Origin of the sequence: Roseibaca calidilacus, assembly GCF_001517585.1 — a bacterium.
Lineage (GTDB): Bacteria > Pseudomonadota > Alphaproteobacteria > Rhodobacterales > Rhodobacteraceae > Roseinatronobacter > Roseinatronobacter calidilacus.
On record NZ_FBYC01000004.1, the window covers coordinates 2452073 to 2466069 of the forward strand.

Below are 13997 nucleotides of genomic sequence, written 5' to 3' on the forward strand. Positions count from 1 at the left end.
CACGCCTGCCCGCATGCCGACAAGGGCGCGAATTGATACATCTGGACAACACCGTTCCGTTTCTGCTCTGTTAGCGGCACACCGTTCCACGCTTCGGCACCCGCGTGGAACGCGATGAGGGAGGAACAGGGTATGCCAAGCCAGCCAACCCCGGACCTGTCGCCGCAGGTCTCGGACGAGGTCCGCAAAACCACATGCTACATGTGCGCCTGCCGCTGCGGGATAAACGTGCATATGAAGGGCGGCAAGGTGGCCTATATCGAAGGCAACCGCGATCACCCGGTGAACAAGGGCGTTCTATGCGCCAAGGGCAGCGCCGGGATCATGCAGCACAATTCGCCCGCCCGGCTACGCGCGCCCTTGAAGCGTGTTGGCCCGCGCGGGTCCGGCAAGTTCCGAGAGATTAGCTGGGAAGAAGCCCTGCAAACGGCGGTCGATTGGCTGAAACCCCTGCGCGACACCGCCCCGGAAAAGCTGGCATTTTTCACCGGGCGCGATCAGTCGCAAAGCTTTACCGGCTGGTGGGCGCAAGCCTTTGGCACGCCCAACTGGGCCGCGCATGGCGGGTTTTGCAGCGTGAACATGGCGGCGGCGGGCATCTACACCATGGGCGGCGCGTTCTGGGAATTCGGCCAGCCAGACTGGGACCGCACCAAGCTGTTCATCCTGTTCGGCGTGGCCGAAGACCATGACAGCAACCCCATAAAAATGGGCTTGGGCAAGCTAAAGGCACGCGGCGCGCGGGTCATTGGCGTGAACCCGATCCGGTCGGGCTATAACGCGATTGCCGATGACTGGGTCGCCATCACCCCCGGCACCGATGGCCTGTTCATCCTGTCGTTGGTGCATGAACTGCTGCGCGCGGGCAAGATCGACCTTGGCTACCTGATCCGCTACACCAACGCGCCCTATTTGGTAAACGCCCATGACGGGCCGGAAAAGGGGCTTTTCCTGCGCGACGCAAACGGCAAACCCATGGTGCGCGACCGCCGCACCGGGCAGGCCGTGGCGTGGGACACCCCCGGCATTTCCCCGGACCTTGGCGCGGGGGTAGAGATTGGCGGTGTCACGCACCTGCCCGTATTCCGCCATCTGGCTGATCGCTACCTGTCGCCCGATTACGCGCCCGATGCGGTGGCCGACCGCTGCGGCATCCCCGCCGCCCGCATTCGCGCCATAGCCGCTGAAATCGCGCGTGTCGCGTTCGAGGAAGAGATCACCATCGACCAGCCCTGGACCGATTTTCGCGGGATCAAGCACGACAAAATGGTGGGCCGCCCCGTGGCCATGCACGCCATGCGCGGGATTTCGGCCCATTCCAACGGGTTCCAGACCGCCCGCGCGCTGCATATGCTGCAAATCTTGATAGGGTCTGTCGAAAGCCCCGGCGGCTTCCGCTTCAAACCGCCCTACCCCAAACCGCCAGAGGCGCACCCCCGCCCCCATGCAGGCTACACGCCGGGCCAGCCGCTGGATGGGCCGCACTTAGGCTATCCGCTGGGGCCGGAACATCTGCTGCTGGATGACGCAGACCAGCCCAAACGCATAGACAAGGCATTTTCATGGGACGCGCCGCTGTCCGCCCATGGTCTGATGCATATGGTCATCAGCAATGCCCATGCGGGCGATCCCTACCCGATCGACACCCTGTTTCTGTATATGGCGAATATGGCATGGAATTCGTCCATGAATACCAGCGCCGTCATGGATATGCTGACTGACCAGAACGCCGACGGCAGCTATAAAATTCCGCGCATCATCTATTCCGATGCCTACGCTTCCGAAATGGTGGCCTATGCGGACCTGATCCTGCCAGACACGACCTATCTGGAACGGCACGATTGTATCTCGCTCCTCGACCGCCCGATTTGCGAGGCAGAGGCGCTGGCCGATTCCATCCGCTGGCCTGTCACCGAACCCGACCGCGATGTGCGCCCCTTCCAGAGCACGCTGCTGGAGCTTGGCGCACGGCTGGGCCTGCCCGGCATGGTCACGGATAGCGGCGCGCCCAAGTTCAAGGATTACGCCGATTACATCACCCACCACGAACGCCGCCCCGGTGTCGGGCCGTTGGCGGGCTTTCGTGGCAATGGCGACGGCAAGGGCCGCGGCGCCCCCAACCCTGACCAGATACAGCGCTACATCGAAAATGGCGGCTTCTGGATCGACCATATCCCGGCAGAGGCGCAGTTCTTCAAGCCGTGGAACGCAGCCTATCAGGATTGGGCCGTGGCGCGCGGCATCTATGACAGCCCGCAGCCCTATCTGTTCAATCTTTACTCCGAACCCATGCGCAAGTTCCAGCTTGCCGCCGAAGGGCATGGCCACCGCCAGCCCCCTGACCACCTGCGTGCGCGCCTGCGCCAGACGATGGATCCGCTGCCAATCTGGTATCCCACCTTTACCGATGCAGCCACCGACCCTACGGAATACCCCCTTCATGCCCTGACGCAACGCCCCATGGCGCATTACCACTCATGGGGCAGTCAGAATGCGTGGCTGCGCCAGATACATGGTCACACGCCGCTTTACGTCTCAGGCGAAATCTGGGCGCAGCACGGCTTCCAGCAGGGCGACTGGGCGATCCTCACCTCGCCCCATGGCCGCATTACCCTGCCCGTGGTGCGGATGGATGCGCTGAACGGCCGCACCGTCTGGACATGGAACGCCATCGCCAAACGGCGCGGCGCTTGGGCGCTGGATGACGACGCGCCAGAGGCCACCAAATCGCAGCTCTTAAACCACCTGATCCACGAATTGCTGCCGCCCAAGGGCGACGGGCTGCGCTGGGCCAATTCCGACCCGGTCACGGGGCAAGCGGCATGGTATGACCTGCGCGTGCGGATCGAAAAAGCGCCCGCAGGCCAGAGCGTTGCCTACCCAGACACGGGCCACCAAGACAGCCCCGTGGCGCCCGCCCCGCGCAATCTGGCGCATGTGGTAAAGGACTAGGCCGATGCAGCTTCATCTTGCCCCAAATACTCACGACACAACACTGACCAAGGGCGCAGCATGACCCGAACGCTCTTGCTTATCTTCGCCTTCATCGCGCTGATGCTTGGGTCATTCATCTGGTTCGTGGCCACGTGGAACCCGGACGAGCGCGCGCCCATGTCAATGGTCCCCGCCCAAGTGGAGCGCGCCGCATGACCAGCCTGCCCACCAAAACAGACCGCAAACTGGGCCTTGTCATCGACCTTGATACCTGCGTCGGCTGCCATGCCTGCGTGATTTCCTGCAAGGGCTGGAACACGCAAAACTATGGCGCGCCGCTGTCGGACATGGACGCCTACGGCGCGGAACCCGACGGCACCTTCCTGAACCGCGTCCACAGCTTCGAGGTGACGCGCGACGCAGCCCCGCCCATGGTCGTGCATTTCCCGAAATCCTGCCTGCATTGCGACAACGCCCCTTGTGTCACGGTCTGCCCGACCGGGGCCAGCTACAAGCGATCCGAAGATGGCATCGTGCTGGTAAATGAAAGCGCCTGCATCGGCTGCGGCCTGTGTGCATGGGCCTGCCCCTACGGCGCGCGCGAAATGGACGGGGCAGAAAAGGTAATGAAGAAATGCACCCTCTGCGTGGACCGCATCTATAACGACAACCTGCCAGAGGAAGACCGCGAACCGGCTTGCGTGCGCACTTGTCCGGCAGGCGCGCGGCATTTTGGCGACCTGTCGGACCCCGAAAGCGATGTGTCGAAACTCGTGGCCGCGCGCGAGGGGTTCGACCTCATGCCCGAACAAGGCACCGCGCCCGTCAACAAATACCTGCCCCCGCGCGAGCGCGACGCGCTGGATATCCCCGACCTTGCCAGCCTGTGCGACCCTGCTCCCGAAGCGACGGGCTTCCTTGGCTGGCTGGACCGCGCGCTGGAGAAGCTTTGACATGCATCCCGCCCCGTCGCTGATTATCTTCACCACGCTCTCTGGCCTTGGCTTTGGGCTGCTGGCATGGCTGGGTTTTGGCCTGACCGCGCCCACGGGCTTTGCCGCGATCGTGTTTTTCGGGCTGGGCTATGGGCTGGCGGGGATTGGCCTGATCGCCGCCGCCTTCCACCTTGGCCACCCCGAACGCGCGCTTTTGGCATTCACGCAATGGCGGTCAAGCTGGCTGTCGCGAGAGGCGGTTTTGTCCGCCGCGACGCTGGCGGTGATGGCCCCTCATGCCGCCGCGTCGGCATTCTGGAACACCCCTTTGCCCGTGCTGGGCTGGCTGGGCGGCGCGCTGTCGCTGGCCACGATCTTGGCCACCGCCATGATCTACGCGCAAATCCGCGCCGTGCCGCGCTGGCACCATTGGTCTACCCCGCCGGTGTTCCTGCTGGCCGGGCTGGCAGGCGGCGCGCTTTTGGCCGCCAAGCTGACGGTTGCGCTATGGCTAATGCTGGCGCTATCCATCGCCATGGTCGCGCATTGGGTCGCGGGCGACCGGCGCTTTGCGTCCTCGGGCAGCGATGCGGGCACGGCGACCGGCTTGGGCAAACTGGGCAAGGTGCGCCTGCTGGAGCCCCCCCATTCCGGCCGCAACTACCTGCTGCGCGAAATGGTGCATATCGTGGGCCGCAAACACGCGCACAAGCTGCGGCTGATCGCGCTGGGCCTTGGCGCATTGGCCCCGGCGCTGTTGCTGATGCTGCCTGCCAGCTATGCCGCCGCATTCGCGGCGCTGGGCTTGCATATTGCGGGAATGCTGTCGCAGCGCTGGCTGTTCTTTGCCGAAGCCGAACATGTCGTGGGCCTGTATTACGGGCGGTGACAGCGCGAAAGGGCCGTGTTAACCTTGTTCAAGGTATAAGTGCGCAAGGAGTAATGCGATATGAGCCTTTTGAAATCCCTTACCGACATGGTTTTGAACGCGGGTGGCCAAAAGGCCGGTCTGCTGGACTCTGTCATGCAAAACCCCAAGCTGATGGAAGGGGTCATGGGCCTGCTGTCCAAGGACAGCCCGGTTGGCGGCGTGCAGGGCCTGCTGGCGCAATTCCAGAATGCGGGCTTGGGCGACGCGGTGCAAAGCTGGCTGGGCGAAGGCCCGAACAAGCCCGTGGCGGGCGCGGATATTGAAAAGGCACTTGGCGGCGATGTGCTGCGACAGCTTGCCGAGAAGGCCAACATGGCCCCGTCAGAAGCGTCGGACGTGCTGTCACAGGCGCTGCCCGCCATGATCGACAAACTAACCCCGCAAGGTCAAGCGCAGGACATGGATTTCGGGTCGCTGCAATCCATGCTGGGCGGTTTCCTAAACGGCAAGCTCTGAACCGATTGACGGTTTTCAGCGCCGGGTGAACCTCGTAAACTCTGGCCTCTACTGGTCAGGGCAAGAGGCGTGACATGGCAAAACCGATCATGCAAAGGTTACAGGCGCAAGGCGTGCGCCTGACCGACCAACGCCGGACCATTGCCGCCGTTCTGGAAGACGCCGACGACCATCCCGATGTGGAAGAATTGCACGCCCGCGCTAATGCCCGCGATGCGCGCATTTCGCTGGCAACCGTTTACCGCACTGTCAAACTGTTCCAAGAAGCGGGCATTCTGGACCGTCTGGAATTTGGTGATGGCCGCGCCCGGTTCGAAGACAGCCAGCGCGCCCACCACGACCACCTGATCGACATGGACACGGGCGAGGTGATCGAATTCATCGACCCTGACATAGAAGCGCTGCAAGAAAAGATCGCGCGTCGGCTAGGCTACAGGCTGGAAGGGCACCGCCTGGAATTGCTGGGCCGCAAGATCAAGGACTAATCGCGCGACCTAGCAAAGCGCGCCGTGCGCTCTTCCAGCCGGTCGGCCATGGCGCGCCGTTCGGCGGCATCCATTCCCGACACTCGGACCAGCAACGCGCCTTCCAGCCGATCGCCAATCTCCAACAGCCGCATTTGCGCCACGTCCAGCCCGGCGCGGAAGCGGTCAGTGTCAAAACGCTCTGCCCGCAAGGCATCCAGCAATTCTGCCCGCGCGGCGCGCAATTCGGCATGATCGCGCGCGCCGCGAAACACTTCGTGGCCTTCGCGGTGCATGTCGCGGCGCGCGTCGTCAGGCAGCGCGCTAATAGCGGCGCGCATCAGGCTGCCATCCGGGCCACCGCGCAGCGCCACGCCACCAATCATGCCAATCAGCAAAAGGTTCAGCGTGACAGAGACGACCAGCGCCCATGTTTTCCAGCGGCCCGGTGCCTTGGCTGTTTGCGTCATTGCAAGAACCCCATTTCCAGCGGGTCATCCACACCGACCAGCGGTGCCGTGACCTGTTCAAACACGCCCAGCGCGCCATCCATCCAGACCGGCGCATCGTAAACCGACAGGGGCATCACCAACCCCAGATAAAGCCCGGCCAGCGTGGCCCCAACACCGCCCGCAACCGAGGGCATGGCCCAGCCCTGTGCCCAAGCCAACAATTTTGCGCGCCATGTCGGGCCGGCGGCGCTGGCAAGTTGCGCTTCGGCATCGGCCAGAATGCGGGCGCGCAAGGCATCGGGCAGATCGGCAGACCGCCCGGCTTCGAAAAACAGCGCCAGATCGTCGTCAGATGTCTTCCGCGTCATATCCCAACTCCTCTCTTCGGCCGCTCAGCAAAGCGGTCAGTTTGCGTTTGCCGCGCGCGGTCAGGCTTTCGACCGCTTCCACCCCCACCATCAATATGGCGGCAATCTCGGGGTTCGACAGCCCCTCTATGTGGCGCAGGATCACCGCTTCGCGCTGCCGGTCCGGCAGTTGTGACAGCGCGGCATCCAGCGCCTGCGCGCGGGCATCTTGCATCAGGCGGGCATCGGCCCCAGCCGCATCATCGGGCAGGTCGGGCATGTCGGGCACCATCGGCTTGCGGCGGCGCAAACGGTCGGTGCACAGGTTGCGCGCCACCCGGAACGCCCAAGTCGAGGGTTTGGCATGCCCCGCATCCCATTCCGGCGCGATTCGCCACAGCCGCAACATGGTGTCTTGGGTAACGTCCTCGGCCTCGGATCGGTCCCCCAACATGCGGGCGGCAAAGCGCAACAGGCGCGGGGCCAACAGGTCTGTCAGCGCCTGCGCCGCGCGCAGATCGCCTTGCGCGAACCGCGCCAGCAACTCGGCTTCGTCCTGCTCTGACAGCACCTGTCATCCTTCCATCGGGCGGGGCACCCTGCCCCACCCGCATTCACAGCGCTCAGTTGCGGCCCCAGCCGCGTTTGCCACGCTTCTCCATACGCTCTGCCATGCGGTCGGTGAAGGCCGCGTATTCCTCGGCATCGACCACGCCATCGTCATTCGCATCAACCCGGTCGAACATGCGCTGGCCCATCTCGGCACGGTCGCGCTCGGCGTCGCCGCGCAGGCGGCGCGTCATGTCATCGCGCAAGGCTGCCATGCCGTCGCGCAACTCGTCTTCGCTTAGCAGACCGTCTTCGCCCGCATGCTCCATCAACTTTGCGCGAATCTGCGGCATCGGGTCGGCGCGGCGCGCCTCGGCGAAAGCGGAAAGGTCATCCATCGTGATGCCGCCGCTGGCATCGCGGTCAAGGTCTTCGAAGCTGGGCAGAGCGCGCGGTCCCATACCGCCAGAGCCATGCGCATAGCCAGCCCCCACGCCAAGGGCAATCGACAGGGCCAAGGCAGAGATCATTGTCTTTTTCATGGTCGGCATCCTTCATGTTGCGCGGCCCCTCTGGCCGCCTGATACATGTTCAACGCAGGCCGCGCCCGGTTCCGTCGCGGAAAATTCGGGCAGGCAGCAAGCAGGATCTTGCGACACGCTGACGCAAATTCGGTATTATGGGTGCATTTTTAAACACAGGGGCGTATGCGTTGCGCGTAAACAGGAGCGCGCGTATGACCCTCTCGCAGATCGACACTATCGCAGACGACGAGCGGCCCTTAGGCCAAGCCATGCTGCGCGGCATTCGCTGCAAATGCCCGGCCTGCGGCGCGGCCCCCATGTTGCGCGCCTATCTGAGCGTGCGTGACACCTGCCCGGCCTGCGGCGAAGACCTAAGTCACCAGCGCGCCGATGACGGCCCCGCCTACCTGACCATGCTGGTCACGCTGAAAACGGTCGTGCCGCTGATGGTTTATGTCATGTTCAACCACAACATGAACCCGACCTTGCTGTTCGCGCTATCTGCACTGCTGCTTGTGGCTATGACCCTCTTTCTTCTGCCCCGCTTCAAGGGCATGATCGTGGCGTTCCAATGGGCGAAACGCATGCACGGGTTCGGGGATGACGCAAAGCACTGACACGACAGTCATCCGTGACGCGGCCACCATCATCCTGCTGCGCCAAGGGCCGGACGGCCCTGCGGTGCTGATGGGGCAACGGGGCGCGACTGCGGCCTTTATGCCCGACAAATTCGTCTTTCCCGGCGGCGCAGTGGATGCCACGGATGCGCTGGTGCCCGTGGCCATGCCAGAGCCATGCCGCACCCGAATGGCCCAAGGCCACGCCAACCCCGACGCATTGGCCGCCGCCGCCATCCGCGAGATGTGGGAGGAAACCGGCCTGATGATGGGCCTGCCCGGGGACTGGCCCGATGCGCCCGCTGACTGGGCCGGGTTCGCCGCGCATGGGTTGCGGCCCGATGCCGGGGGCCTGCGCTTTGTCTTTCGCGCCATCACCCCGCCGGGCCGCCCCCGCCGTTTTGATGCGCGGTTTTTTCTGGCCGATGCGGGTGCCATCGCAGGCGATCTGGACGATTTTTCGGCCGCGTGTGAAGAGTTGTCGCACCTGCATTGGGTGCCGCTGGCCGAAGCCCGCAAGCTGAACTTGCCCTTCATTACCGAAGTGGTGCTGGCCGAAGTGCAGGCCATGGCCTTGGGCGAGGATCTATCCGCCACGGTCCCGTTTTTCGACAATTCGACCGGCGTGTCGACCTTCCGGCGGATTGCCTGACCCCGCAAGATGAAAAAAGTCCGGGCAAGTTATGCCCGGACAGTCCAACAGGGAGGAACTCTGCGTCATAACCCCGACGCAGGAGGGATCTGGAGAACAATCATCCTATTACACTAACATTGCTATCGATTCTGGCAACAATAAGACTGTCACGTGACCGTCATGAGGCCAGACGATACCCGCCCGATTCCGTGACCAGAAGCGACGCGTTCGAAGGATCGGGTTCGATTTTTTGCCGCAGCCGGTAGATATGCGTTTCCAGCGTATGCGTCGTGACGCCCGCGTTATAGCCCCAAACCTCGTGCAACAGCACATCGCGCGGCACCACGCCTTCAGGTGCGCGATACAGGAATTTCAGGATATTCGTCTCTTTCTCTGTCAGGCGAATCTTGCGGTCTTTCTCGTCGATCAGCATTTTCTGCGCGGGCTTGAACATATACGGGCCAAGCTGGAACACGGCGTTTTCCGATTGCTCGTGCTGGCGCAGTTGCGCGCGCAGACGGGCCAGAAGGATCGGCAATTTGAATGGCTTGGTGATGTAGTCATTCGCCCCGGAATCAAGGCCCAGAATGGTATCGGCGTCCGAATCATGCCCCGTCAGCATGACAACGGGCGATTTGAACCCGGCCTTGCGCATGCGCTTGCACAGCTCGCGCCCATCTGTGTCGGGCAGGCCCACATCCAGCACCGCAAGGTCAAACTGGCCGGCGCGCACCTGTTCCATCGCGGCAGCGCCATCTGCGGCTTCGAACACGTCGAATTCGTCGGTCATGACCAGTTGCTCCGCCAGGGCCTCGCGCAGGTCGTCATCGTCATCCACCAAAAGGATACGGTTCAGCTTGGGCATGGTATCGGTGCTCCATTCGGGTTGCTTTGATGGATATGTCGGTGCGCGCCCCGCAACTGCAACAAATGCTACAGACCGGTCACGCCCATGTGTCGTATTTGCAGGTTTTGTTTCAATTTCACCGCAAGCGGACTAGATGTCTTGAAACGGGAAAGGGGCAGGCATGGCGTTCGGGCTTTCATTGGTGGAACGGATCAACCGCGCGCGGGCGGATTTGCGGCTTGGTGTGCCGATTGTGCTGTCCGGAGCGCAGGGTCCGGCACTGGTCATGGCAGCGGAAACCGCGACCGCCGACCGGCTGGACGCCTTGCGCGACCCCGGCCTAGTGCTGGCGATCACCCGCCACAGGGCCGAAACCCTGAAAGCCCGCCCCTATGACGGCGATCTGGCGCGCATCATCGTGCCGCGCGACGGCGGGTTGGGCTGGTTGCGCGCCATGGCAGACCCCGCTGACGACCTGCGCCACCCGATGAAAGGCCCGTTCCACTGCGCCCGCGACGGCACGGCAGACCTGCACCGGGCCGCGATTGCGCTGGTGAAAACAGCGCAGCTATTGCCAGCGGCATTGGTGCTGGAAAGCCCGCCCGCCGCGCTGATTGCGGGCAATGATCTGACCGAACTGCCCTTTGACCTGTTGGCAGAGGCGCTGGCCCGCGAAAGCCAGCTTGCCCCCGTGGTCAATGCACGTCTGCCCATGGTCGCGTCACAAGCTGGGCGCGTACACATCTTCCGCCCACGCGACGGCGGGGAAGAACATTACGCCATCGAAATTGGCCAGCCCGACCGCACGAAACCGGTCTTGGCGCGGCTGCATTCGGCCTGCTTTACCGGCGATGTGCTGGGCAGCCTGAAATGTGATTGCGGGCCACAGTTGAACGCGGCCTTGGCGCAAATGGGGGCCGAGGGCGCAGGTGTGCTGCTTTACCTGAATCAGGAAGGGCGGGGCATTGGTCTGGCAAACAAGATGCGCGCCTATTCGCTGCAAGATCAGGGCTTTGACACGGTCGAGGCCAATCACCGCCTTGGCTTTGAGGATGACGAGCGCGATTTTCGCATCGGTGCCGGGCTGTTGCGGCAGATGGGATTCGGTCAGGTGCGTTTGCTGACCAACAACCCGCGCAAGGTCGATATGCTAAATGCCCACGGGCTAAAGGTTGTTGACCGCGTGGCCCTGCGAGTGGGCGAAACCGCACAGAACGCGCGCTATCTTGCAACCAAGGCTGCGAAATCGGGGCATCTGCTGTGACGCGTTTTGACATGGTGCTGACCCGGCAAGGGCTGCGCTTTCGGGGCCGCTTGTTCCGCTGCACCATCGGCCGCGGCGGCATCCGCACAGACAAGCGCGAAGGCGACGGCGCCACGCCCACCGGCACGCACCGAATAGTCGGCATGCTGTATCGGCCCGACCGCATGGCCCGCCCGACCGATTGGGCCGTGCCCATCGGCCCGCGCGACCTGTGGTCGGACGACCCAAAGCATGAGGATTACAACCTGATGGTCCGCGCGCCCTACCCATTCAGCCATGAAAAGCTGCGCCGCGCCGATCCGATGTATGATCTTGTTATCCTGACCGGCTGGAACTGGCCGCGCGCCGAGCGCGGGCGCGGCTCTGCGATCTTTATCCACCAATGGCGCGGGCAAGGGCGGCCCACGGCGGGCTGTATCGGGCTGGACCGGGGCGATTTACGGCAAATCGCCCGCGGGATTCGCTATGAAACGCGGCTGATTGTGCCGGATCATCTGGCCAACGGCTAGACATTGGCCCGCTTAGGTTGCGCGGCGTGTCATGCCACCTTGTCGCCCAACCCCGAAATTGCCTGAATCAGGTTGTCCTCTGTCACCTCTTGGGCGGTGAACTCGCGCATGATACGGCCGCTGAACATGGCAACAATCCGATCGGACACGCGCAGCACCTCTGGCATTTCCGAACTGATGACGATGACCGCGTAACCTTGCGCCGCAAGCTCTCGGATCAGGTTGTGGATTTCCGATTTCGACCCCACGTCGATGCCGCGCGTGGGTTCGTCCACGATCAGCACATCGGGGCGCATGGACAGCCATTTGCCAATGACGATCTTCTGCTGGTTCCCACCCGATAGGTTCTTCACGGTCTGTCGCCAGCCCGGCGTGCGAATATCCAGCTTGTCGCGGTATTGGTCGAAAATCGCGATTTCGGCCCCGTCGCTGACGAAAGGCCCCGCCGTCAGGTCATCGACCTGCGGCAAGGTCATGTTGTCGCGGCAATTCATACCCAGCACCAAGCCCTGATCCTTGCGGTCCTCTGGCACAAGCGAAATGCCGTGGCGCACAGCGTCGATGGGCGACTTGATCTGAACCTCTTGCCCGTTGATCCAAATCTGCCCGGCCGAGGGCGTGCGCAGCCCAAAAATGGTTTCGGCAATCTCTGTCCGGCCCGCGCCGACAAGCCCGTAGAAGCCCAGCACCTCGCCCTTGCGCAGTTTGAAGCTGACATCTTCGAACAGATCGCCGCAGGCCAGCCCCTGCACTTCCAGTGCAACATCGCCCAAGTCATGGGTGACAGGCCTGCGCGACAAATCCAGACTGCGCCCGATCATCATCTTGGTCACGGCATCTTCGTTGGTTTCGGCGGTGGTCACCGTGCCCCGATACTGCCCGTCGCGCAAAACGGTGATGCGGTCGGTGATCTTGAAGATCTCTTCCATCCGGTGCGAGATATAAATGATCCCCACGCCCTGCTTTTGCAGCCCGGCAATCACCTGAAACAAAACCACCTTTTCGGAATCGGTCAGCGACGCGGTGGGTTCGTCGAAGATGACCGCGCGGGGCGACACGGTCAGCGCGCGGCCGATCTCGACCATCTGTTGGTTGGCAAGGGACAGGTCGCCCACGCGGGTTTTCGCGTTGAACCCGACATTGAGCGTTTTCAGGATGGCGTCTGTCTCGGCATATAGCTTGTCCCAATCGACACGCCCGAAACTTTTCAGCGGCAACTCACCCAGAAAGATATTCTCGGCCACGGTCAGTTCACCGGCAAGGCTCAGCTCTTGGTGGATGAACACCACCCCCAAGGCCTTGGCCTGTTTGGGCGAGGTCATGGTGACGGGTTCTTCGCCAACAAAGATCTGCCCTTCATTGGGGGAATGAATGCCGCCCAGAACCTTCATCAAGGTGGATTTGCCCGCGCCATTCTCGCCCATCAGGGCGTGCACTTCGCCGGGGCGAACATCGAAAGACACGTCATCCAGTGCGCGCACGCCGGGAAAGGTTTTGACAATGCCCTCAAGGCGTAGAACCGGTGTTTGCTCGGTCATATCTTCAACTCCCCTTGGCCCTGACGGTTCAATTGGCGGTCCAAGACCAGCACGGCGATCAGAATCAGGCCGATCACAAGGTTCACGGTCTGCGTGTCGGCGCCGATATGGCCCAAGCCCTTGCGCAACAATTGAATGGCAATCACGCCCCCAAGGGTAGAGATGATGGACCCATATCCCCCTGCCAGCTTGGTGCCGCCCAGCACGACGGCGGTGATGGCCCATAGTTCATACAGCATCCCGTCATTGGGGTTTACCGACCCGCTTTCAGAATAGAACACAACCGCCGACAATGCGGCCAGAAAGCCGATCAGTATGAAGTTCCACAAGAAATGCGGACCCACGCGGATACCGGCATTCACCGCCGCCTCTCGGTTGTTGCCAATGGCATAGGCGTTGCGGCCATGAACGGTTTTGGTCATCAGCAGCCACAGCACAAGCGCCGTGCCCAGCAGGAACCATGTCGCGGTATGTAGGCCCAGAAACTGCGCTTCGGCGAAATCGACCAAGGTCCAGTTCAGGTGGCTGGTGGGTTGTTCACCGTTGAACATGAACACAATGCCTCGAAAGCCCAGCATCGCGCCCAGCGTGACGATGAAGGCATCGACCCCGGTTTTCCACACAATGATGCCGTTAATCGCCCCCATGATAACCCCCGTCGACAGCGCGAACAGCCATGCCAGCAGGATCGCCCAATCGCCCAAGTCCTGCATGAAGGGCCATGTCAGGCTTTCCAGCAGGACAATGGCCGCAAGGGCAAAGGTTGCCCCCACGCTTAGGTCGATATTGCCGTTAATCATGATAATCGTCATGCCCAGCGCGATAATCCCGATAGGGGCGGATTGCTTCAGCACCAGAAGCATGTTGTCCACGGCCAGAAACGGTTTGTCAGAGGACGACAACACATCGCCGATGACAGAGAAAAACACCAATTCCAGCAGGATGAAGCCCCAGATCGCGCTGCGTTTTAGTAGGTCTTTGCGGTTGGTCATGTCA

At 62.5% G+C, this 13997-nt stretch carries 17 protein-coding genes; 10 read left to right on the top strand and 7 right to left on the bottom strand.

The features are described 5' to 3' along the window. The first annotated feature begins 132 nt into the window (after positions 1-132). The 6 genes from AWT76_RS15570 to AWT76_RS15590 all read left to right on the top strand — a co-directional run bounded on the left by AWT76_RS15570 (position 133) and on the right by AWT76_RS15590 (position 5741). Positions 133-2952 (top strand): molybdopterin-dependent oxidoreductase, encoded by a 2820-nt coding sequence (locus tag AWT76_RS15570; RefSeq protein ID WP_072247146.1) that lies wholly within the window; start codon positions 133-135, stop codon positions 2950-2952. A gap of 60 nt (positions 2953-3012) precedes the next feature. Then, positions 3013-3150, top strand: a complete 138-nt coding sequence (locus AWT76_RS17040; RefSeq protein ID WP_176699415.1) for a hypothetical protein — start codon at positions 3013-3015, stop codon at positions 3148-3150. Then, positions 3147-3887, top strand: a complete 741-nt coding sequence (locus AWT76_RS15575) for a 4Fe-4S dicluster domain-containing protein (protein WP_072247148.1) — start codon at positions 3147-3149, stop codon at positions 3885-3887. The genes AWT76_RS17040 and AWT76_RS15575 overlap by 4 nt, the downstream gene beginning before the upstream one ends. A 1-nt stretch (position 3888) precedes the next feature. Continuing rightward, the gene (locus AWT76_RS15580; RefSeq protein WP_072247150.1) at positions 3889-4758 is read left to right on the top strand and encodes a dimethyl sulfoxide reductase anchor subunit family protein; all 870 of its coding nucleotides are present in this window, start codon (positions 3889-3891) and stop codon (positions 4756-4758) included. Between the two features lie 60 nt (positions 4759-4818). Then, positions 4819-5256, top strand: a complete 438-nt coding sequence (locus AWT76_RS15585) for a YidB family protein (protein WP_072247152.1) — start codon at positions 4819-4821, stop codon at positions 5254-5256. A 74-nt stretch (positions 5257-5330) separates the two neighbouring features. After that, the gene (locus AWT76_RS15590; protein WP_072247154.1) at positions 5331-5741 is read left to right on the top strand and encodes a Fur family transcriptional regulator; all 411 of its coding nucleotides are present in this window, start codon (positions 5331-5333) and stop codon (positions 5739-5741) included. Here the strand turns inward: AWT76_RS15590 and AWT76_RS15595 are convergent. Genes AWT76_RS15595 through AWT76_RS15610 form a run of 4 tightly spaced genes read right to left on the bottom strand, consistent with a single transcriptional unit; the run spans position 5738 to position 7610 of the window. Continuing rightward, positions 5738-6190 (bottom strand): periplasmic heavy metal sensor, encoded by a 453-nt coding sequence (locus AWT76_RS15595; protein WP_072247156.1) that lies wholly within the window; start codon positions 6188-6190, stop codon positions 5738-5740. The genes AWT76_RS15590 and AWT76_RS15595 overlap by 4 nt on opposite strands. Beyond that, positions 6187-6540: a hypothetical protein gene (locus AWT76_RS15600; RefSeq protein WP_072247158.1), complete on the bottom strand. Its 354-nt coding sequence runs from the start codon at positions 6538-6540 to the stop codon at positions 6187-6189. The genes AWT76_RS15595 and AWT76_RS15600 overlap by 4 nt, the downstream gene beginning before the upstream one ends. After that, on the bottom strand, positions 6521-7090 hold the full coding sequence (locus AWT76_RS15605; protein WP_072247160.1) for an RNA polymerase sigma factor: 570 nt from the start codon (positions 7088-7090) through the stop codon (positions 6521-6523). Before AWT76_RS15605 ends, AWT76_RS15600 begins: the two co-directional genes overlap by 20 nt. Positions 7091-7142: 52 nt before the next feature. After that, positions 7143-7610: an EF-hand domain-containing protein gene (locus tag AWT76_RS15610; protein ID WP_176699416.1), complete on the bottom strand. Its 468-nt coding sequence runs from the start codon at positions 7608-7610 to the stop codon at positions 7143-7145. A gap of 194 nt (positions 7611-7804) precedes the next feature. On the opposite strand from AWT76_RS15610, the gene AWT76_RS15615 reads away from it, so the two are divergent. Further along, complete coding sequence (locus tag AWT76_RS15615; protein WP_072247164.1) at positions 7805-8209, top strand: DUF983 domain-containing protein; 405 nt, start codon at positions 7805-7807, stop codon at positions 8207-8209. Further along, positions 8193-8861, top strand: a complete 669-nt coding sequence (locus tag AWT76_RS15620; RefSeq protein ID WP_072247166.1) for an NUDIX hydrolase — start codon at positions 8193-8195, stop codon at positions 8859-8861. The genes AWT76_RS15615 and AWT76_RS15620 overlap by 17 nt, the downstream gene beginning before the upstream one ends. 160 nt (positions 8862-9021) lie before the next feature. Here the strand turns inward: AWT76_RS15620 and AWT76_RS15625 are convergent, their stop codons facing one another. Next, positions 9022-9708, bottom strand: coding sequence for a response regulator transcription factor (locus tag AWT76_RS15625; protein ID WP_072247168.1), 687 nt, complete (start codon positions 9706-9708; stop codon positions 9022-9024). Positions 9709-9871: 163 nt separating this feature from the next. Here AWT76_RS15625 and ribA point away from each other — a divergent pair, with 163 nt between their 5' ends. Both ribA and AWT76_RS15635 read left to right on the top strand, forming a co-directional pair. Next, positions 9872-10954 (top strand): GTP cyclohydrolase II, encoded by a 1083-nt coding sequence (gene ribA / locus AWT76_RS15630; protein ID WP_072247170.1) that lies wholly within the window; start codon positions 9872-9874, stop codon positions 10952-10954. Continuing rightward, entirely contained in the window at positions 10951-11463 is a 513-nt protein-coding gene (locus AWT76_RS15635; RefSeq protein ID WP_141655980.1) for a L,D-transpeptidase family protein, read from the top strand. Before ribA ends, AWT76_RS15635 begins: the two co-directional genes overlap by 4 nt. 29 nt (positions 11464-11492) lie before the next feature. On the opposite strand, the gene AWT76_RS15640 is transcribed toward AWT76_RS15635, so the two are convergent. Both AWT76_RS15640 and AWT76_RS15645 read right to left on the bottom strand, forming a co-directional pair. Then, positions 11493-13001, bottom strand: a complete 1509-nt coding sequence (locus AWT76_RS15640; protein WP_072247172.1) for a sugar ABC transporter ATP-binding protein — start codon at positions 12999-13001, stop codon at positions 11493-11495. Next, the gene (locus tag AWT76_RS15645; RefSeq protein WP_072247174.1) at positions 12998-13993 is read right to left on the bottom strand and encodes an ABC transporter permease; all 996 of its coding nucleotides are present in this window, start codon (positions 13991-13993) and stop codon (positions 12998-13000) included. Before AWT76_RS15645 ends, AWT76_RS15640 begins: the two co-directional genes overlap by 4 nt. Positions 13994-13997 lie beyond the last annotated feature (4 nt).